This is a genomic window from Aureimonas sp. OT7, from assembly GCF_014844055.1.
Lineage (GTDB): Bacteria > Pseudomonadota > Alphaproteobacteria > Rhizobiales > Rhizobiaceae > Aureimonas > Aureimonas altamirensis_A.
On record NZ_CP062167.1, the window covers coordinates 923,068 to 942,775 of the forward strand.

A 19,708-nucleotide genomic window follows, 5' to 3' on the forward strand; every position below is an offset into this window, starting at 1 on the left:
CAGGATGATGTCAGGTTGCATGACTATGCTTGCGATCGGGGTTCGATCACGGCTTACTCCATATTATGTGTGTGCAGACAGGGCATTTTTCCAGCCAAGGCAATGCAAAAACGCTTGATTGACAAGGTTATCATCGTGCGTCGGGCTCCGGGTGCGCCGACGCGCGGCATCCTCGCCGCCGGACCGCTGGCCATTCGGTGCGCTCTCGGCCGATCCGGCATCGCCACCCGCAAGCGGGAAGGAGACGGCGTGACACCACGCGCTTCCATGCGTCTCATATCCGCATTCCGGCGCAAGGGCCGCCTTGCGGGCCTGCATCCGGCGCTGCCGCAGCACTGGACACGGCCCTTTGACGGCTGGTGCGACGCGCCGGCCCACGCCGCCTACAACCGTCCGGTGCGGCTGCCTTTTCCAGCCAGTGCCGAGACCTTGCAGCGCGCCGACCGGCTCTACGATTTCGGTGTGGTGACCGATTTCAACATGACCCGGCGCAAGCGGGGCGGCGGCAGCGCTATCTTCCTGCACATCGCGCGCGAGGGTTATGCGCCCACGGAAGGCTGCGTCGCCGTTTCGCCGGCCGACATGGTGCGCCTTCGCCCTTGGTTGCGGCGCGGCACGCGACTGATCGTCCGGGGCTGACGCCGGAACCGTCGTACCCTGCCGCCCATTGCTGTCTGAGGCGACACGCACTGCGGGGTAGGAAACGATGGACGGTCAACGCAAAGCCGACAAGGTCGAGGTCGAGCAGTATGACAGCCCGACCGGCGGCTGGGGCTCGGTCGGCTCGCTGGCGCGCTACAGCGCGCGCGAGGGCATCGGCAGCCCGGCCTTGTGGGCCAGCCTGTATCGCCAGAACAAGCCGACGGGCTTTGCCTGCGTTTCCTGTTCCTGGGCGAAACCCGCAACGCCGCATCGCTTCGAATTCTGCGAGAACGGCGCCAAGGCGACGATCTGGGAGCAAACCCATCACCGCACCGACCGGAATTTCTTCGCCAGCCACCGGGTCAGTGCCCTGCGGGAATGGTCCGACCACGATCTGGAGCGCCAGGGGCGGCTGACGCATCCCCTGCGCTACGACGCCTCGCTGGACCAATATGTGCCGGTCACCTGGGAAGACGCCTTCACCGCCATCGGGCGGGAACTGGCGGCGCTGGACCCACGGTCGGTCGTCTTCTACGCGTCGGGGCGGGCTTCGCTGGAAGCCACCTACATGTACCAGCTCTTCGCGCGGATCTACGGCTCGCAGAACCTGCCCGACTCATCCAACATGTGCCACGAATCCACGTCGGTGGGCCTGCCGAAATCCATCGGATCTCCGGTCGGTACCGTGACCATAGAGGATTTCGACAAGGCCGACATGATCTTCTTCTTCGGCCACAATACCGGCAGCAATGCGCCGCGCCTGCTGCACCCGATCCAGGAAGCACGCAAGCGCGGCGTGCCGGTGATCGTCTTCAACCCGCTGCTGGAACGTGGCCTCATCCGCTTCAAGAACCCGCAATCGCCGGCCGAAATGCTGTCGGCCAGCGAGGGGACCCGCATGAGCTCGGACTATTTCCAGCTCCGATGCGGCGGCGACATGGCGGCCATGACGGGCATTGCCAAGTCACTCTTCGAGATCGAGAGCGCGGGCGGGCAAGCGGGTGCCAAGGCGGTGGACCGCGCCTTCATCGCACAGCACGGCCATGGTTTCGAAGCCTTCGAGGCGTTCGTGCGCGCCACTGGCTGGGACGAGATCACCAGCCGCTCCGGCCTGGAGCAGGAGGCGCTGGAAGATGTCGCGCGCCGCTATGCGCAGGCGGAGCGCGTCATCGCCAATTACGGCATGGGGCTGACGCAACACCGGCATGGTGTCGGCAATGTGCGGATGCTGGCCAACCTGCTGCTGATGCGTGGCCAGATCGGCAAGCCGGGAGCGGGCATATCGCCCATTCGCGGCCATTCCAACGTGCAGGGGCAGCGCACCGTGGGCATGACCGAAAAGCCGGAGCTTGCGCCGCTGGACGCGTTCGCCGAGTTCTACGGCTTCGAGCCGCCCCGGGAGAAAGGGTTGGACACGATCGGGACCTGCGAGGGCATCCTGGATGGCAGCGTGAAGGCGTTTATCGGGCTCGGCGGAAACTTCTCCCGCGCGGTGCCGGAGACGGCCCTGATCGAGGAGAAATGGGGCGGCCTGCGGCTGCATGTGCAGATCGCCACCAAGCTCAACCGGAACCATCTCCTGCCGGGGGAGGTCACCTATCTCCTGCCCTGCCTGGGTCGGATCGAACGCGACACCCAGGCAAGCGGCGACCAGACCGTGTCGGTGGAGGATTCGACCGCCTGCGTCCACGCGTCCTTCGGACGTCGCCCGCCGGCCTCGCCGGTGCTTTTGTCGGAGCCGAAGATCGTGGCCGAACTGGCCAAGGCCACCGTGCCGGGCCGCAGCAGCATCGACTGGGACGCCTGGGTGGCGGATTACGGCATCGTCCGCGACGAGATCGCACGCGCCTACCCGAAGGATTTCCACGATTTCAACGCGCGGTTCCGGCAGCCGGGTGGCTTCCACCGCGATATCGCCGCCTGCCGGCGGGAATGGAACACGGAAACCGGCAAGGCCAATTTCTATGTGCCGGAGACCCTGGATGTCGACTCGAATGTCGATACGACGGGATACGACGTCTTCAACCTGATGACCGTGCGCTCCAACGACCAGTTCAACACAACGGTCTACGGCATGGAGGACCGCCTGCGCGGCATCAGCGGCACGCGCCGCGTCATCCTGATGAACCGGGCCGACATGGACCGGCTGGCGCTGAACGACCAGGATTTCGTGACGCTAGAAACCCATGTCGAGGACGGGGTGGAACGCCGCGTCGGCAATCTCCGCGTCCATGCCTTCGACGTGCCGCCGGGGGACATCGCCGGATATTATCCGGAGTTGAACTGTCTTATCCCGCTATGGCACCACGCGGAGGAAAGCCACGTACCGGCCGCCAAGAGCGTGCCGGTGCGCATGTTCAAATCCAGCGCGCCTCAGCCTGCATAGCGGAAGATATCGACGCGCTTGACCTCCGCGTCTTCCAGCGCCCGCGTCACCGGGACGCGATAGGTGGCAAGATGGCGGATCCTGTCCCGGGGCAGGTAGGCGCGCCCCGGATCGCCGACGAGGACGTCCACATCCTGCCGCAGAAGGGTGTCGAACCAGGGTATGATCGCCTCGGCGAAGCCCTTGTCATAGAAGACGTCGCCGGCCAGCAGGCAATCCGTTTCAAGGCTCGTGCCCACGATCTGCCGCGACAGGGATTGGACGGCAACGCCGTTGAGCCCGGAATTGAGGCCGATGGCTGCTTCGGCGAAGGGGTCTATATCGACGGCGGTGGCGTGCGCGGCGCCGGCTTTCATGGCGGCGATGGCGACAAGGCCGGAGCCGCTGGCAAAATCGACGATCCTACGGCCGGCGACACATTCGGGATGGTCGAGGACGTAGCGTGCCAGACCCTGCCCACCGGCCCATGCGAAGGCCCAGAAGGGCGGCGGCAGGCCCATGGCCGCCAGTTCCTCCTCGGTCGAGTGCCACAGCGCATGGGCGTCGTCGGCAAGGTGCAGGCGCAGTTCCGGCACATGCGGCAAGGGCGCGATCGCAGTGTTGGCTTCGATGAAGCGCCGCGCACGTTTCGGCGAATATGGCGTGATCATCGGAACCCGAACCCCCATCCGGCACTTTCGAGGATGAAACATCCATGTAAGGAGTAAGATATGCTGAAGGGTGGTTTGCTGTGGCTGATCGGGTTGCCGATCCCGATCATCATCATTCTATGGCTCTTCGGCTTCCTGTCGTAGAACATCATTTCGCCCCGGCCCTCGAAAAAGCCGGGGCGAATTCGTTTCAGGCAGCCATGGCCCTGTCGGGGTCGAGGCCCCCCATCCGGCAGATCGTCTCGAACTCGGCCTTGCCGACCGGCTGCACCGACAGCCGCGAATTCGTCACCAGGACCATGTCCTTCAGCTTCGGCTCTTCCTTGATCTCATCCAGCGTGACCGGGCGCGGCATGTCCATGACGGCCTTGATGTCGACGCACTCCCAGCGGGCATCGTCCGTCGTCGAATCGGGATGCGCCTCGGCCACCACCTCCACGATTCCGACGACGGCCTTGCCTTCGTTGGAATGGTAGAAGAAGCCGCGCTCCCCCACCTTCATCTCACGCATGAAGTTGCGCGCCTGGTAATTGCGCACGCCGTCCCATTCCTGGCCCTTGTCGCCCTTCGCCTTCTGCATGTCGAACGACCATTTGAACGGCTCGGACTTGAACAGCCAGAAGGCCATTACTTCTGCTCCGGATTGTTCACCGACCAGTTCCAGCGGCGGATGGTGACGCTCGAGAACAAGCCGGCCTTGGCATAGGGGTCGCCTTCCGCGATCGCGCGAGCCTCCTGCTCGCTTCCGGCCTCGACGACGAGGAGGCTGCCATTCGGCTTCTCGTCGGCAAGGAAGGGGCCGGCGAACTTCAGCACCGGTCCGAGACCCTTGAGATAGTCCAGATGCGTGGCCCGCGTTTCGGCCCGCAGGTTGCCGGCATCCGGGCGGTCTTCACAGAGAAGGGCATAAAGCATGATAGATCCTCTTTCGGTTTCGGCCTGTCAGTCCGTTTCGCGCTTCAGGGGGCGCGACAGAAGCGCCCGGATGGCGTCGTCCAGCGACACCGCCCCCTCCAGCACGTCCGCGACGGTCTGGATGATGGGGGCCTCGATGCCGTGCTGGCGGGCAAGCCGGGCCGCGATGCTGGCGGAATGGACACCCTCCGCCAGCTTCAGCGTCGTCAGATCCTCGCCGCGCCCAAGCGCGGCTCCATAGGCGAAATTCCGCGACTGGTCGCTGGAGCAGGTGAGCACGAGGTCGCCGAGGCCGGACAGGCCCATCAGCGTCTCGGTCCGCGCGCCGAGGGCCTCTCCGAGGCGGCGCAGTTCCACGAAGCCGCGCGTGATGATGGCGGCCCCGGCGGAAGGCCCCATATGCCGTCCGGCAATGGCGCCGGCCGCCAGCGCCAGTACGTTCTTCAGTGCGCCGCCGGCCTCGACGCCGACGATGTCGCTGGAGGCATAGATGCGCAGCGTATCGCCCGACAGCGCTGCGGCGAGCCTGTCGGACAGATCCACATCTTCGGCGGCCAGCGTGACCGCGGTGGGCAGGCCGCGCGCCACGTCATGGGCGAAGCTGGGGCCGGACAGCACGGCAAGCGGCTGGTCGGGCAGTTCCTCGGCCACGACCTGCGAGGCGAAGCGGCCGGTGCTCTTTTCGATACCTTTGCTGCACAGGACCAGCGGCAGCCCGGCCGGCAAAAACGCCTTCAACTCCCGCGCAAGGATGCGCAGTGTCTGGGCCGGCACGACGATCAGGGCCATGTCGGCGCCGTCGACGGCACCCTCGAGGCTGTCCGTCGCCGTCAATTCCACCGGCAGTCCGACGCCCGGCAGGTAGGCCGGATTCTCGTGCGTGTCGTTGACGGCGTCCACCGTCTGCCGCTCGCGGGCATACAGCGTCACGTCGTGCCCGTTGCGGGACGCGACGGTGGCCAGCGCCGTACCCCACGCCCCTCCGCCGATCACCGCGATCCTCCGGCGTTCCGTCATGCCTTCGCTCCCCTCTTGCCGAAGCCCAGCACGGGCGCGGCGTCCTCGTCCAGCGGCCAGCGTGGCCGGATGGCCCCCGTATCGCCCGTCAGGCCGGCCTCGATTCGCTCCAGTCCGGCATAGGCGATCATCGCGGCATTGTCGGTGCACAGGGCCGGCGGCGGCGCCACGAGCCGTACGCCGTGGCGCCGTGCGGCCGCTTCCAGCACGGCGCGGATGGCACCATTGGCCGCGACGCCCCCCGCGACCGCCAGGACCGGGTCGGCGAGGCCGGGACATTCTGTGCGAAAGCGGGCCAGGGCGCGCTCCACCCGGTCGCCCAGGCTTTCGGCGGCCGCCTGCTGGAAGCCGGCGCACAGATCCGCGACGTCGTCGTCCGACAAGGGACTGGCCGCTTCCGCCGCAAGGCGCAACGCCGTCTTCAAACCGGAAAAGCTGAAATCGAGCCGGCTTTCGCCTTTCATGGGCCGTGGCAGGCGAAAGCGCGCGGCGTCGCCCCGAAGGGCCATTCTTTCCACCGAAGGGCCGCCGGGGTGCGGCAGGCCGAGCAACTTGGCCGTCTTGTCGAAGGCCTCGCCGAGCGCGTCGTCGATGGTCGTGCCCCATCGCTCATAGGCGCCGAGACCACGCACCAGCAGTATCTGCGTGTGGCCGCCGGATACCAGAAGCAGAAGATAGGGATAGGACAGGCCATCGGTCAGGCGCGGCGTCAGCGCATGGCCCTCCAGGTGGTTGATGCCGATGAAGGGTAGGCCGGACGCGGCGGCGATGGAGCGCCCCGTCAGGGCGCCTACGATCAGCCCGCCGATCAGGCCGGGGCCGGTGGTGGCCGCCACCGCGCTGATGTCGCCAAGCCCGAGGCCGGCCTCGGCCAGCGCCGCCCGTACGATGCCGTCGATCGCCTCGACATGGGCGCGCGCGGCGATCTCCGGCACGACGCCGCCATAGGCGGCATGGTCTTCCACCTGGCTGTAGACGACATTGGACAGGATGCGGCAGGTGCCATCGGCGCTGCGGCCGGTGATGCTGGCTGCGGTTTCGTCGCAGCTCGTCTCGATACCCAGCACCCAGCGCCCGCCGGCCGCGCGGGCGGTGTTGCCAGCCTTCCCAGGTGATGCGGCAGCATGCTGCAATGAATGGATCCCGTTTCGTCAGGTGCCGACATAGCGTCTTGCAACGCAAAGCGCCACCGCTGCGCGAAGCACCGATGGGCCGGCCGCCATTTTGCTTGCATTCTGCAGGCAAGGTGCGGCATTCCGGGCCGCATGACAGAGGCTTATCCCATCCGCATCGGCACGCGTGGCAGCAAGCTGGCTTTGGCGCAGGCACAGGAGGTGCGTGCGCGGCTCATGAAGGCCCATGCGCTGCCGCGGGATGCCTTTGCCATCGAAGTCATGTCCACCGCCGGCGACCGCATCCAGGACAGGGCGCTTTCCGAAGTGGGCGGCAAGGGCCTTTTCACGCAGGAGATCGAGGACGGGCTGAACGACGGCAGGCTGGATATCGCCGTTCACTCGTCCAAGGACATGGCGACGACGCTGCCGCACGGGCTCCATATCGGCGCCTATTTGCAGCGGGAGGACGTGCGCGACGTCTTCATCGGGCGGCTTGCGCCGAGCCTGCAGGAGCTGCCGCCCGGCGCGGTGGTCGGCTCGGCGTCGCTACGGCGGCAGGCGTTGATCCGCCGCATGCGGCCCGATCTCAACGTCATCATCTTCCGTGGCAATGTGCAGACGCGTCTGGCCAAGCTGGACAACGGCGCCGCCGACGGCACGCTTCTGGCCATGGCCGGGCTCAATCGCCTCGGCATGGCGGATGTCGCTACGCAGGTTCTGGATCCGGAAACGTTCCCGCCGGCGCCGGGGCAGGGCGCAATCTGCATCGAGTGCCGTATCGCAGACGAGCGGATAGAGCGCCTCATCGCGCCGCTCGACCACGCGCCGACGCATGCGGCACTGACGGCGGAACGCGCCTTCCTGCGGCGGTTGGACGGCTCCTGCCGCACGCCCATCGCGGCCCTGGCGCGGCTGGAGGGCGACGGGCTGGGCCTGCACGGCATGATCCTGACGCCGGATGGCACGCGCATGTTCGAGGGTCGTATGTCCGGGCCGGTGGCGGAGGCGGCGCTGGTCGGCGACGCCCTCGGCGCCGCGTTGCTGGATCGCGCCGGCCCCGACTTCTTTTCCGGCTGGGGCGGGTGATGCGGGTTCTGCTGCTACGCGAGGAGACGCGTGCGGCGGAAACTGCCACGGAGCTTCGCGCGCATGGGTTGACGCCGCTTCTGTTGCCGTTGGAAACCGTTGAGATGCTGTCGCCCGAGCCGGGCGAGGGCCGCTTCGACGTTCTGGCCGTGACGAGCGCCCATGCCCTGCCTTGGCTGCACCGCCATTGCCCTCCCGACGGGCGCGCGCTCTTTGCGGTCGGGCCCGCCACCGCCGCTGCCGCGAAACGGCTCGGCTATGCCGACGTCACGGCGGCAGGGGGCAATGCCGCCGCGCTGGCCGGCTTGCTCGTGCAGCGGGCCGGTGGGCGGCGTATCCTCTATGCCGCCGGCCTGCCCCGCCGCCCCGACCTGGAATCGGCCCTGGCCCAGGCCGGGCTGGACGTCGCCACGGTGGATGTCTACCGCGCCGTCACCCGTCAGCCATCGACAGGCGAGGTGGAGGCCGCGCTGGGCGACAGGCCGGCCGATTGCGTTATGCTTCTGTCTGCTGGACAGGCCGAAGCCTATGGGCGGCTTTACGCCCGCTTCGGCGACAGGCTGGGCGCGGGGCCTCTTTTCTGCCTGTCGGAGCGCATCGCGGCGGCGGTTCCGCCAAGCCTTCGGCACAATTGCGTCGTTTCTCCCATATCGACCATGGACAGCCTGGTCGATGCGATGCTTCGGTATCGTTGCACTCCGCCATGACGGCGCTACATGCAGGAACGCGAATGCCCGGCCCCGATGGCGTGGCGGGGTCGACGGCGCAGGGGTCGATGCCGGCCCTGGACTGAAGATCGAGATCGAAGGGCCGGCGCCAGCCGGACCGACAAGGGAACGGAGCAAACGCATGGCGAATCGTCCGCGGCGGTCGAAGGCGAGCGACAGGACCGCCCCGAAGACCATCGACCTGATGGCGGAGGGGGACACCCCGGCCGACGGCGCACCGCTGGTCGAAGGGTCGAATCCGTCCGGAGAGCCATCGCTGGAGCCGGGCTCTTCGCCGGAGCCGAAAGCTTCGCCAGAGCCGAAATCTTCGCCCAAGCCGAAGTCTTCGCCGGAGCCGGAGACTTCGCCCCCGTCTGCCGCGGAGCCGGTGTCTGCGTCCACGCCCGCCCCCAAGCCGGAACCGCGCCTGCCGGCGCCCAGTCAGCAGCCTCTGGCCGCCTCCGGAGAGGGGGTGGCCGCGCAGGCGGCATCGCAGGACCGGTCCCGTTCCGCGCCGAAGCCCGAAAACGCGGATGCGGCCACGGATGCCCGTCCGGACAGCGCCACCGACGCCTTTGCCGCAGAGGAAGGCTTCACCCGCCCCTTGTCCGATGCCGATTTGTCCGAGTTCGAAGATGACGAGACGGTGCTTTCGGCTGCCGCGCCGGATACAGCCGCCACGCCCGAGGCCGCGCCCTATGTCGAGCCGGAGATTCATCCTGCCCCGCCCACGACCGGCTCCCTCGTGGGAGCCGCCGTCGGCGGCGCGGTGATCGCGCTCGTCGGAGGAGGCATTCTTCTTTACGCCGGCCTGCTGCCTGGGCTTCCCGTAGCTCAGCCCGCCGCTTCGCAATTCGCTTCCGCCGGTGAGGTGCAGCGCCTTTCCGGAGACGTATCGGCCATGCGCGAGGTGGTGGAGCAGATCCAGTCCGCCCAGGCCGCCGGCGGTGCGACGACTTCGCCCGTATCGGCCACGGATTTTTCGGCGTTGTCGGATCGGGTCGCCGCTGCGGAGCGTACGTTGCAAAGCGGCACATCCGCCTCCGGCGATCTTGCGACCGGCCTGGACGATGTCCGCGCGCAGATCGATCAGGTACGCCAGGCGGCCGAGGCGGCGCAGCAGGCCGCCACCGGCGCGGCCGACACCGCCAACCGCGCCAATGAGGCGGCAACCGCAGCACGCGGCGATGCGCAACAGGCCGGGGAGCAGGTCGCGTCGATCGGCGGCCGGGTGGATGCCATCGAATCGGCCAACCGCAACGCCGCCATCGCCCTGTCCGCCGCTGCGCTGAAGGCGGCGATCGACCGGGGCGGCGCCTTCATGCCGGAGCTGGAAGCCTATGCACGGGCCAGCGGCGGCGGCGAGGCAGTGGACGCCCTGCGCGACAGCGCGGCCAGCGGCGTGACGACCCTTTCGCAATTGCAGGCGGACTGGCCGGAGCTGGAGCGGACTTTGCTGCTGGCCGTTCGTCCGGAAACGGCGAACGCGCCGGTGGGAGACCAGTTCATGGCGGGGCTTCGCTCCCTCGTCACCGTGCGCCCCGAGGGTGCGGCCGGGGAAACGGCGGAAGGGCCGGAAGGCGCGGTGGCACGCATGGATTCGGCCCTGCGGCGGGGAGACCTGGCCGCGTTCCTCGCCGAGCGCCAGACGCTGCCGGAACCCGCACAGCAGGCGAGCGCAGATTTCGCCGCCCGGGCCGAGGCGCGCCGGCAGGCCGGCGAACTGGTGGATGGCGCGCTGACCAATGCCCTGAATGCAACCACCCCGACGACGGAGTGAGGCCAAGACATGCTGCGTATTCTCGCGTTTTTTCTTCTTGTCCTTGCCGCCGGCCTCGGCTTCGCATGGCTTGCCGACAATCCAGGCACGGTCAGCATCGTCTGGCAGGGGCAGGAGCTGCGCACCAGCTTCATGGTGCTCGTCATCGCGCTGGGCCTCGTCGTCCTGGGCGCCGTGCTTCTGTTCTGGCTGTTCCAGTCGCTGTTCGGCGCCCCGGACAGGATCGGCCGTTTCTTCGATATGCGCCGCCGCGACCGGGGCTACCGCGCCCTGTCCAACGGTATCCTGGCCGCCGGCGCGGGCGATGCCGTCACGGCGCGCCGCATGGAGCGGCAGGGGCAGAAGCTCCTGTCCTCCGACAAGGAGCCCCTGTTGCGCTTTCTCGATGCGCAGACCGCGATGATCGAGGGCGACCAAGCAAGGGCCCGGCGTGTGTTCGAAACCATGGAAGGCGATTCCGATACACGACTTCTGGCGCTGCGCGGCCTGTATCTGGAGGCGGAGCGCTCGGGCGACATGACGGCCGCGCGCCACTATGCCGAGCAGGCCGTGCGCATCGCGCCGCATGTGCCGTGGGCGGGCAACGCCGTCCTGGAATTGAAGGCGGCGGAAGGAGATTACGACGGGGCGCTCGCCATACTGGAGGCGCAGCGTAATTCCCGCCTGATCGAGCGTTCGGAAAGCCATCGCCAGCGCGCCGTCCTGTTGACGGGCAAGGCCATCGCCTTGTCGGATTCTGACCCAGCGGCCGCCCGCATGGCCGCGCGCGAGGCACAGAAGCTGCAGCCCGATTTCACCCCGGCCGCCCTGGTTGCGGCGAAGGCGCTGGTGCGTCTCGAAGACAGCCGCAAGGCGCAGAAGATCCTGGAATCCTCCTGGCGGGCCGAGCCGCATCCCGATGTGGCAGATGCCTATGTCCATCTGAATGCGGGCGATAGCGCCGAGGAGCGTTTGAGGCGGGCGCAGCGCCTGGCCGGCTACCACCCGGACCATCCGGAATCGCATCTCGCGGTGGCCCATGCCGCCTTCGAGGCGCGGCACTACCCACTGGCCCGCACAGAGGCGGAGGCCGTCGCCGCGAAGACCCCGCGCGAAAGCGTCTATCTGCTGCTCGCCGATATCGAAGAGGCCGAAGGTGGCCCGGAGGGTCGCGTCCGCGCCTATATGCAAAAGGCCCTGCGCGCGCCGAAAGACCCGGCCTGGACGGCCGATGGCGTCGTCTCGCGCGAGTGGCGGCCATTCTCGCCGGTGACAGGCAAGATCGACGCCTTCAAATGGAAGGTGCCGATGGAGGCGGAATCCGGCGAGGGCGCGTTGCTTGAGGACGTTCCCATGCCGCCCCGACATGAAATCGAGCAAAGGGCGGTGACGCCGGACACCGGTGACGACCGACAGGTCTCGGAGCCAGCCGTCGCCAACGACGTGGTGGCCCCACCCGCGACCGACGGCGAGACTTATGAAGCGCGCAAGGAAGCGCGGTTCAATTGATTTCGCCGATGGAACACGCGATGCTGCGTTGCGGTATGGTGATTTGGATCCACGGTGAGGGATGTTGCAGGCAGACATGCTCGACCGCCTGAGAGAATTTCTGGAAGGATTCGCCATGCCGGCGGATCGCGCGCGACCCGGCGCGGACGATCCGCGCGTGGCCATAGCCGCACTGCTCTACCATCTCTGCGCCGCCGACGGGGTCGTGACCCCGGACGAGTCGGACCGCATCCGCGACCTGATCGCCGACAAGTTCGCCATCGGGCCGGACGAGGCATCCCGGATCTTCGAGGCCGGGCGGGAGGCCGATGAGGAGGCCGTGGACCTGTTCACCTTCACCAGCGTCCTGATGCGCCATCTGGACGAGGACGCCCGTGTGCGCTTCGTGCGCGCCTTGTGGGAGGTCAGCCTTGTGGATGGCCAGCTCGGCGAACTCGAGGACAACCTCATCTGGCGCATCTCCGACCTTCTCGGCATCTCGACGCGCCAGCGCATGGAAGCCAAGCAATATGCGGCAGGGCGGCTCAAGGGCGATGGCTGACGGCGGCGAACCGCGGGGCCTGGTCGGCGCCGAGGCCGAGGCCGAGCGGCGCTACGCGCTGGACGCAATCGTCGATCCGCGCCCGATCCTTGTCGTACTGCATCAGGAAACCTCCACGCCGGGTCGTGTCGGACAGGTTCTGGACGCGGCCGGCGTTGGTCTCGACATCCGCCGACCCGTTCTGGGAGACAGTCTGCCGCCGACGCTGGAAGGGCATCGCGGGGCCATCGTCTTCGGTGGCCCGCCCAGCGCCAACGACCCCGAGCCGCATTTGCGGGCAGAGATCGACTGGATGTCGGTGCCCCTGCGCGAGGAACGGCCGCTCCTCGGCATCTGCCTTGGCGCACAGATGCTCGCCAAGCATCTTGGCGCCCGGGTCGGCCCGCATCCGGACGGGCTGGTGGAGGTGGGTTACTATCCGATGCGCCCGACGTTCGAAGGGCGCAGCCTGCTGCCGCACTGGCCGGGCATGGTCTACCAGTGGCACCGGGAAGGGTTCGACCTGCCGGCCGGCGCCCGCCTCCTGGCGGAGGGCGACACCTTTCCAAACCAAGCGTTCAGCTATGGCGGCAAGGCATTCGGCGTGCAGTTCCATGCGGAACTGACACTGGCGATGATGCATCGCTGGACGACCCATGGGCACGAGCGGCTGACGCTGCCGGGCGCGCAGGCACGGGGAGCGCATTTCACCGGCCGCGCCATCTACGATGCGCCCGTTCGCCGCTGGCTGGAACAGATGCTGGCCATGATCTTCGGCGGCGCGGTGACGTAAATCCGCACCGGCACCGTTGCCGCATACTTCGATCCTTGCGGGAAACGCGGTCCGGTGGCCGGACTGGAAAGGGGCGCCGTTGCCGGCGCCCCGTTGGTCAACCGAGGTTGAAGACGACTTTGGTGCAGCCGTCGCGCTTTTCCTTGAACGCCTTGTAGAGGTCCGGCCCATCGGCGAGATCGCCGCTCCTGTGGCTGATGAGCGAGGTCATGTCGACCTTGCCCTCCTGGATCAGCTTCGTCAGCGGCTCCAGATAGCGTTTGACGTGCGTCTGTCCGCTCCGGAGGGTCAGGCTTTTCTGGACGACCTGGCCCATATTGATCGACAGGGGGCCGCCATAGACACCGGGGATCGACACCACACCGCCGGGGCGCACCGACTGGATCGCCTGGGATAGCGCAAACTCCCGCTCGGCGGGTGCAACCTTCTCCTTGATGGACGACAGGATGCCGCCCTGCCCATGGCCGGCGTCGGCCTCCATGCCGACGCAGTCGATCACCGCGTCGGCGCCTTCGCCGTGGGTGATCTCCCGGATCCGCTCGTAGACGTCCTCCTTCGCGAAGTCGATGAAATGCGTCGCTCCGGCCCGCCGCGCGAGTTCGATGCGTTCCGGCACCGTCTCGATCGCTATGACCCGTTCGGCGCCGAGAAGCCTGGCGGACTGGATGGCGAAAAAGCCGACCGGGCCACAGCCCCAGACGGCAACCGTCTCGCCGCCTTTCAGGTCGCACTGCTCCGCGCCCTGGTAACCCGTCGGGAAAATGTCGGTCAGGAAAAGGACATCATCGTCGCTCATCCCCTCCGGCACCTTGATCGGAGCGAAGTCGGCCATCGGCACGCGGACATATTCGGCCTGTCCGCCCGAATAGCCGCCGAGGATGTGCGAGTAGCCGAAGAGCCCGGCGATCGGGTAGCCGAACATCTCGGCCGCCTTGTCACCGTTGCGGTTCGACCGCTGGCAGCAGGAGTAGAGGCCCATCCGGCACATGCGGCATTCGCCGCAGTTGATGTTGAAGGGCACGACGATGCGGTCGCCCTTCCGGAGAGGATGGCTCGGCGAGCCGACTTCGACCACCTCGCCCATGAATTCGTGGCCCAGAATGTCGCCACTGTGCATGTCCGGCATCAGCCCGTCCATCAGATGCAGGTCCGATCCGCAGATGGCGCAACTCGTGACCTTGATGACGACGTCGCGCGCATCTTCGATCCTGGGGTCGTCGACGGTATCGCATCGTATGTCGTTGGTTCCGTGCCAGCATAAAGCTTTCATGGGAGGTTTCCTCTTCGTTGCGTCCTGCCGGGGATTCGCCGGCACAGCCTGGAGGAACTACGCAGCCGGGCGCGGGGCGTTCCGCTTCGACGCCCGGTAATTGCGTACCAGAGCGGATTACCGGCGATAGGGGGGCTGATTGCGTTATACTGCTTTATGCTTCCGATCGCGGGCAGGGGTCGCCTCAAGGGGGCTGGCCACCGTGGGCGGACGCCGCTGTACGGCATTTTCCAGGCCCTGTCCGGCTGCCTTGAAATGGAGATAGGCCGGATCGAAACCGGCGAAGGCCGTTAGCGCGGGAATGTCCGGGATCGTAATCACACGCCCCGTTTGGGTAATGAGGTTGGCGCGGCGCATCGTCTGCAGCGCACGGTTGACCGACACCGTCGTCAGCCCCACCGTATCGGCAAGTTCGGACTGCGTCACGGGCAATTGGAAGCTGTTGCCGCTTGCATGGCCGACCGCCTGCAGGCGAACGAACAGTTCGCAGACGATATGCGCCACCCGGCGGTCGGGCTCACGGCGGCCGATGTTCAACAGCCACTCCCGCAGGATCGCCTCATCGACCAGCGATGACCACCAAAGGGCCCGAGTCAGGGCCGGTCTCTCCATCAGCATCGCGATGTCCGCTTCCTTCAGTCGGACAACGACACATTCATTCCGTGCCGCGATGCTGTGGTCCATTCGCTCCAGGACGAAGGTGTAGAGATCGCAGAAATCGCCCGGCACGAGGTAGCCGATGATCTGCCGTTTGCCGTTCGGCAACAGCTTGTAACGATACGCCAGACCTTCGAGCACGATATGCACGAACTCGGCCGCATCGCCCTGGTTTATGAGCTCGGAGCCGGGCGGCAGGCGGCGACCCGCGCCGACGATGGCGTGGAGGAGATCGCAATCCGCCTGCGGCAGCGTGTTTCCACGAAGGAGCTTTGCGACGACTGCTGAAACCAAGACCGTCTCCCCGCCTACAGGCTTTGTGGCTGCCCGACCTTCGCTTCATCATCGCGGCCGGCCCATGCCGGTCGTTCGAGATGCGGGAGCAAGCCCCACCCGCCAGATCCGATCCCGATCGCGAGGGACGCGAAGCGTCCGGGCGTTTCGGGAACGATCGGGTCAGGTGGTCGTATATGAACGGTGGGACGGCGTAGTCCAGTGGTTCCGGCGTCGCCCTCGACCGACAAGACAGGATCGATGGAAACCGATGGCCAAGCGAAGCTTACTCAATCGCATCTTCTCGTTCGGCCATGCGCCCGAGGCGGACCGCCGTGCCGAGAAGGAAAATCTCGTGGCCGCGCCCGACATCGGCGCCAGGACTGAAGGTTCTCCCGACAATGATGCGCATCACCCCGCTGCAGCTTCCACGGATACCGATACGGAAGCCGGCGCGGACCTGCGCGCTCCGGACGAAGGAGGCATTACGCCCCTGTCGCCGGCTTCCCGCAAATAGGTCCACATAGGCGCCGGGAGGGGCCGGTGGCCCCTCCCGCTCGTGACATAGATTGCCTGATTGTCGTCAGGCCGATTTGCGGCGGGCAGCCGGCTTCTCGGCCTCACCGTATGACAGGCTTCCGGCGATCTGACTCAGAAGGGCATCCGTTGCCTTCTCTTCCTCGAGCGTTTTCTCCAGAAGCGGCACGGCGTCGGTGTAGCCCAGTTTCTCAGCCCAGGTCTTGAGAAGGCCGTAGCGAGCGATCTCGTAATGCTCGACCGCCTGTGCGCAGCCAATGAGCACCTGGTCGGCGGCGTCCGTTCCGCCAAAATCCTCCAGATCCTCTTCCATCTCGGAGGTGATGCCCTGCATCGCCTCGCAGGTCTTGGCCCGTGGTGACTTGCCGATGATTTCGAACACCTGGACGAGACGTTCGACCTGTTCGGCGCTTTCCTCGCCGTGCTTCGTGAATGCGTCCTTGAGTTCCTGAGCCTCGGCAGCCTTGGCCGATTTCTTCAGCGCCTTCACCGACTGCTTCTCGGCGTAATAGACATCCTTCAGCGTCTCGTGGAACGCGTCCGCAAGCGTCTTTTCCGTAGCCATTTCATGATCCCTTCACCTGATCCGCCGAATGGCGGGATCCATGCGAAAGAAAGCGCGGCGACCGATAGAGGTTCCCGGCGATTCACAGGTGAAGTCTGGAGCCCCGACCGAAGCGCCGTGCGAGCCGCATTCACATTGCCAGCAGGCCGGCGGCAGAGCTGACAGCGGTCTTGCTTCGCCCGGGTGTCGGCGGTCAGTCGTCATGGGGAGAACTGGTGGAGCTGAGCGGGGACTATCCTTGAGGCCCGGCCAGCCTGCAAACTGGACAATACAAGGGGTCTCGGGTACTCAAAGCGGGTACGCAATCGGGTACGCAGGGCTCCAGAATGGCACGCGGAAAGTCTACAGACACAAGCTTTCTCGAAAAGAAGGATGGTCGATACCGCGTCGTGGTTGCCGTACCGCGAGCCCTTCACGCTGAGCTTGGCACAAAGCTGAAGCGTCCACTAGGAACGGACAGTCTCGCCGCAGCCAATGTGCTGAAGTGGCAAGTCGTGGCCGAACTAAAGGCCATCATCAATGCCGCCCTGAAGCGAGGCGGCCGAGACCCGCTCGCTCGTGAAGCCCTAGCAATGGCGGCTGAACGGCGGCGGGCGCAGACCCATGAAGACCTGCAAGCCCTAGACGACGCGGTGAGCATTCGGGCGGAGCAGATTGCCGGCGCATTCCAAACTGTCGATCACCCTCTTCTAGGCGAGGTGGAGGAAGCAGTTGACCCTTCACGGCTTCGGGATGCCCAGGCGTTCACCGCGCTCGCGCTAGGCAACGCTACACCAATTGCACATCACCATTCCGACTACCTTGCCCAACTCACCGTCAAGAGCCGCACACGGGCAGATGATGAGCGGGCCATCCGCTACCTTGAAAACTGGTGCCACCGGAACCGTGTGGCCGCCACTTTGCAAGCGATCACCCGAAGGACCGCAACGCGCTTCATGGATGACATGGGGTCTGTGGCGGCGGGGCTGAGCAACATCACGCTTCAGAAATACATCAACCGCCTCTCCGCCTACTGGAAGTGGCTACTCCGTCGCGAGTACGTGGAGGCAAATGTATGGGCCGGCCTATCGCTGCCTAACCAGTCCCCGAAGCACGATGAGCGCGAGCGCCCTTTCACGGCGGAGGAGATGGTCAAGCTCTTCGCCGGACCCGCGCCGACTGCCTTGCGAGACGTGATGCTTATCGGCGCTTTGACGGGCGCACGGTTGGACGCGGTGGTGGACCTCAAGGTCAAGGACTGCGCGGACAGTCTATTCCTCTTCAAGCCTCAGAAACGGGAGCCGGCACCCCGAGCCGTTCCGATCCACTCCGCATTGGTTGACCTCGTAGCCCGCAGGACTGATGGCAGGAAGCCGGACGACGACTTGTTCCCGGAGTGGCCGGCTCCGAAGGCAAACAGTCTCCGCGAGCGATCCTTCAAGACCTCCAACGCCTTCACCGCCTATCGCCGCGAAGTTGGGGTTGATCAGGTGGTCCAAGGCAAGCGCCGCTCGCTCGTCAATTTCCACTCATTCCGCCGTTGGTTCATCACGGAAGCCGAAAGGGCAGGGCAGCCCGAGCACATCATCGCTGCCGTGGTTGGTCATAAACGGCAAGGAATGACACTCGGCCGGTACTCGGCAGGTCCCGCGATTGCGCAAGCCCGTGAGTGCGTGGAGGCCGTCCGACTGCCGAAAGAAAAATGCATAGAGACCCCACCTGTCGAAGAGGCCGGCGAAGCCCCGGAGCTTTCGCCCCGGAGCGTCTGATTTGGGTCTAGTGGGTGCTCAGCCTATGCAAAATGCACCCCCTAGTGTTTGCATAGTGCCGGCCTAGTAATCGCCTTCGCCTTCCTCCTCCGAGACCATCCCCCGAAGCTCAGCCATCACGGCAGGCAGTTTGCGGCCGAAGTGGATCGCCAAGGCCCGTGCTGCAATCTCCGGGTTCCGCGCGAGGCCACCCGCGAAGGTCCGGGCCATGGTGTCGGCGTGGCGTTGCGCCGTGCACTCCAGCCAATCCTCCCGCTCGTCATCCGTCATGTCCGCAGGGTCGGCACCCTTCGCCCTGAGCCTTGCTTGCCACCAAGCGACATAGGCGAATGCCTCCACACCAAGTTGAGCCATTGCGCTCCGCATGTAGGCAACCGTACGCTCCGCCACGCCGGTGCTCTGCGCGATGGTAGCCTTCGAGTAGCCGCCAAGTAGGACATACCGCCAAGCCGCATCTGCCCGCTCTGTGGCAGACATAGGAAGCTTGCTCTTGTAGTTCTCCCCGCACGCCGCCAGCACGGCCTCCCGCAAGGTCCCCGCGAAGTACCGCACTGCTACTTCCTCGCGGCCGACCATCTGGTGAGCGGCAAGGCGGTGGTGTCCATCCACAAGCACGGCAACACTGCCAACCTGTACGACGAGGAGAGGGGGGAAGACCGCCCCCCCTGCCAACGCCTTCGCCAGTTCCCCAGCATGGGCCTCGCTAATCGGCCGACACTGGAAGAGGTCCGCGTGGGGTTGGATGGCTGAGACCGGGAGTATGTCCGGCAAGGGCTGGTAGGTGGTCTCACCCGATGCCATCGCCTCAAGCTTTGCCAGAATGTCGGCCGGCGCGAAGCCTTCCGCCGCGTGCCCGGCGCTCATTCCCCTTCGCGGCTCCATACAGCCATCCGCTGGCGCTGCGCTTCGGTCCTGGCGAGGAGGTCCGCGTGGGCATTCTCGCGGTCGTTACCATGCGCTTGGACCCATTCAAACTTGATGGCGGGCCGCAGGTCCACGAGCGCAAAGAGTTCGGCCCAAAGCACGGCATTCTTCACAGGCTTGCCGGTCGAGTTCCGCCATCCCCGCTGCTCCCAAAGCTTACGGTGCACATTCACGCCATCCACGATGTAACGGCTATCACTCCTCAGGATACCTTTCGCACCTTCAGGCAGTATCTTGAGCGCCTCGATACTAGCCCGAAGCTCCATCATGTTGTTGGTGGCGTAAGCCTCGCCGCCCACCTTCTCCACGCGCTTCGCCTTGCCGCCGATGATGATGGCAGCCCAACCGGCTGGGCCCGGATTGTCGAGCGATGAGCCATCCACGTACACCGTAAAGGTGTCAGACTGCGGCTTCCCTCGTGTCGTGCGCTTGCGCAGGGCCTTTGGCATTTGTCGCCGTGCCTCATCCTCAGGAACCGGGATGTCGAAGGACACGAGGAAAGGGCCGGGTGGTACGATGGGCACGCCGGCCGGAAACTTCTGGTTGTTATCTATCTGCTTCTCCTTCGCGGGACACCTGCCCGCGTTCTGATGGGTCATGGTCTAGGATGGGAGAGGGGGCGGCCTCGCGCCCCG

The 19,708-nt window shown here is 66.2% G+C and carries 20 protein-coding genes; 10 read left to right on the plus strand and 10 right to left on the minus strand.

Annotated elements, in window-relative coordinates:
* Positions 1-114 precede the first annotated feature (114 nt).
* Positions 115-639: a L,D-transpeptidase family protein gene (locus tag IGS74_RS04450; RefSeq protein ID WP_246722923.1), complete on the plus strand. Its 525-nt coding sequence runs from the start codon at positions 115-117 to the stop codon at positions 637-639.
* A gap of 67 nt (positions 640-706) precedes the next feature.
* A complete protein-coding gene (locus IGS74_RS04455; RefSeq protein WP_192389669.1) occupies positions 707-3,028 on the plus strand; it encodes an FdhF/YdeP family oxidoreductase in 2,322 nt (773 codons plus the stop codon).
* On the opposite strand, the gene IGS74_RS04460 is transcribed toward IGS74_RS04455, so the two are convergent.
* From IGS74_RS04460 to tsaD, 5 genes are all read right to left on the minus strand, one after another.
* The gene (locus IGS74_RS04460) at positions 3,016-3,678 is read right to left on the minus strand and encodes a methyltransferase (RefSeq protein WP_192389671.1); all 663 of its coding nucleotides are present in this window, start codon (positions 3,676-3,678) and stop codon (positions 3,016-3,018) included. The genes IGS74_RS04455 and IGS74_RS04460 overlap by 13 nt on opposite strands.
* 190 nt (positions 3,679-3,868) lie before the next feature.
* Positions 3,869-4,306 carry an EVE domain-containing protein gene (locus IGS74_RS04465; RefSeq protein ID WP_192389680.1) on the minus strand — a complete coding sequence of 146 codons (438 nt, stop codon included), beginning with the start codon at positions 4,304-4,306 and terminating at the stop codon, positions 3,869-3,871.
* Positions 4,306-4,593, minus strand: coding sequence for a YciI family protein (locus IGS74_RS04470; protein WP_192389682.1), 288 nt, complete (start codon positions 4,591-4,593; stop codon positions 4,306-4,308). The genes IGS74_RS04465 and IGS74_RS04470 overlap by 1 nt, the downstream gene beginning before the upstream one ends.
* Positions 4,594-4,620: 27 nt before the next feature.
* A complete protein-coding gene (locus IGS74_RS04475; protein WP_039188121.1) occupies positions 4,621-5,610 on the minus strand; it encodes an NAD(P)H-dependent glycerol-3-phosphate dehydrogenase in 990 nt (329 codons plus the stop codon).
* On the minus strand, positions 5,607-6,677 hold the full coding sequence (gene tsaD / locus IGS74_RS04480) for a tRNA (adenosine(37)-N6)-threonylcarbamoyltransferase complex transferase subunit TsaD (protein WP_192391346.1): 1,071 nt from the start codon (positions 6,675-6,677) through the stop codon (positions 5,607-5,609). The genes IGS74_RS04475 and tsaD overlap by 4 nt, the downstream gene beginning before the upstream one ends.
* 198 nt (positions 6,678-6,875) lie before the next feature.
* On the opposite strand from tsaD, the gene hemC reads away from it, so the two are divergent.
* The 6 genes from hemC (at position 6,876) to IGS74_RS04510 (ending at position 13,099) form a co-directional block, all read left to right on the plus strand.
* Positions 6,876-7,811, plus strand: coding sequence for a hydroxymethylbilane synthase (gene hemC / locus IGS74_RS04485; RefSeq protein WP_192389684.1), 936 nt, complete (start codon positions 6,876-6,878; stop codon positions 7,809-7,811).
* Positions 7,811-8,518 (plus strand): uroporphyrinogen-III synthase, encoded by a 708-nt coding sequence (locus IGS74_RS04490; protein WP_192389686.1) that lies wholly within the window; start codon positions 7,811-7,813, stop codon positions 8,516-8,518. The genes hemC and IGS74_RS04490 overlap by 1 nt, the downstream gene beginning before the upstream one ends.
* 142 nt (positions 8,519-8,660) lie before the next feature.
* Entirely contained in the window at positions 8,661-10,298 is a 1,638-nt protein-coding gene (locus IGS74_RS04495) for a hypothetical protein (RefSeq protein WP_192389688.1), read from the plus strand.
* Positions 10,299-10,307: 9 nt separating this feature from the next.
* Positions 10,308-11,786 carry a heme biosynthesis HemY N-terminal domain-containing protein gene (locus IGS74_RS04500; RefSeq protein WP_192389690.1) on the plus strand — a complete coding sequence of 493 codons (1,479 nt, stop codon included), beginning with the start codon at positions 10,308-10,310 and terminating at the stop codon, positions 11,784-11,786.
* A gap of 61 nt (positions 11,787-11,847) precedes the next feature.
* A complete protein-coding gene (locus IGS74_RS04505) occupies positions 11,848-12,327 on the plus strand; it encodes a TerB family tellurite resistance protein (protein ID WP_245282908.1) in 480 nt (159 codons plus the stop codon).
* Positions 12,320-13,099: a glutamine amidotransferase gene (locus IGS74_RS04510; RefSeq protein ID WP_192389692.1), complete on the plus strand. Its 780-nt coding sequence runs from the start codon at positions 12,320-12,322 to the stop codon at positions 13,097-13,099. Before IGS74_RS04505 ends, IGS74_RS04510 begins: the two co-directional genes overlap by 8 nt.
* Positions 13,100-13,196: 97 nt before the next feature.
* Here the strand turns inward: IGS74_RS04510 and IGS74_RS04515 are convergent, their stop codons facing one another.
* Complete coding sequence (locus IGS74_RS04515; RefSeq protein ID WP_192389694.1) at positions 13,197-14,369, minus strand: zinc-dependent alcohol dehydrogenase; 1,173 nt, start codon at positions 14,367-14,369, stop codon at positions 13,197-13,199.
* Positions 14,370-14,513: 144 nt separating this feature from the next.
* The gene (locus IGS74_RS04520) at positions 14,514-15,320 is read right to left on the minus strand and encodes a Crp/Fnr family transcriptional regulator (protein WP_192389696.1); all 807 of its coding nucleotides are present in this window, start codon (positions 15,318-15,320) and stop codon (positions 14,514-14,516) included.
* A 250-nt stretch (positions 15,321-15,570) separates the two neighbouring features.
* Between IGS74_RS04520 and IGS74_RS04525 the strand changes: the two genes are divergently transcribed.
* Positions 15,571-15,816, plus strand: a complete 246-nt coding sequence (locus IGS74_RS04525) for a hypothetical protein (RefSeq protein WP_192389698.1) — start codon at positions 15,571-15,573, stop codon at positions 15,814-15,816.
* 66 nt (positions 15,817-15,882) lie between these two features.
* On the opposite strand, the gene IGS74_RS04530 is transcribed toward IGS74_RS04525, so the two are convergent.
* The gene (locus IGS74_RS04530; RefSeq protein ID WP_192389700.1) at positions 15,883-16,401 is read right to left on the minus strand and encodes a DUF892 family protein; all 519 of its coding nucleotides are present in this window, start codon (positions 16,399-16,401) and stop codon (positions 15,883-15,885) included.
* 326 nt (positions 16,402-16,727) lie between these two features.
* On the opposite strand from IGS74_RS04530, the gene IGS74_RS04535 reads away from it, so the two are divergent.
* Positions 16,728-18,149: a tyrosine-type recombinase/integrase gene (locus tag IGS74_RS04535; RefSeq protein WP_192389702.1), complete on the plus strand. Its 1,422-nt coding sequence runs from the start codon at positions 16,728-16,730 to the stop codon at positions 18,147-18,149.
* A 63-nt stretch (positions 18,150-18,212) separates the two neighbouring features.
* On the opposite strand, the gene IGS74_RS04540 is transcribed toward IGS74_RS04535, so the two are convergent.
* Positions 18,213-19,013 (minus strand): ParB N-terminal domain-containing protein, encoded by an 801-nt coding sequence (locus IGS74_RS04540; protein ID WP_192389704.1) that lies wholly within the window; start codon positions 19,011-19,013, stop codon positions 18,213-18,215.
* Positions 19,010-19,672: a ribonuclease H gene (locus IGS74_RS04545; RefSeq protein WP_192389706.1), complete on the minus strand. Its 663-nt coding sequence runs from the start codon at positions 19,670-19,672 to the stop codon at positions 19,010-19,012. The genes IGS74_RS04540 and IGS74_RS04545 overlap by 4 nt, the downstream gene beginning before the upstream one ends.
* Between the last annotated feature and the right edge of the window lie 36 nt (positions 19,673-19,708).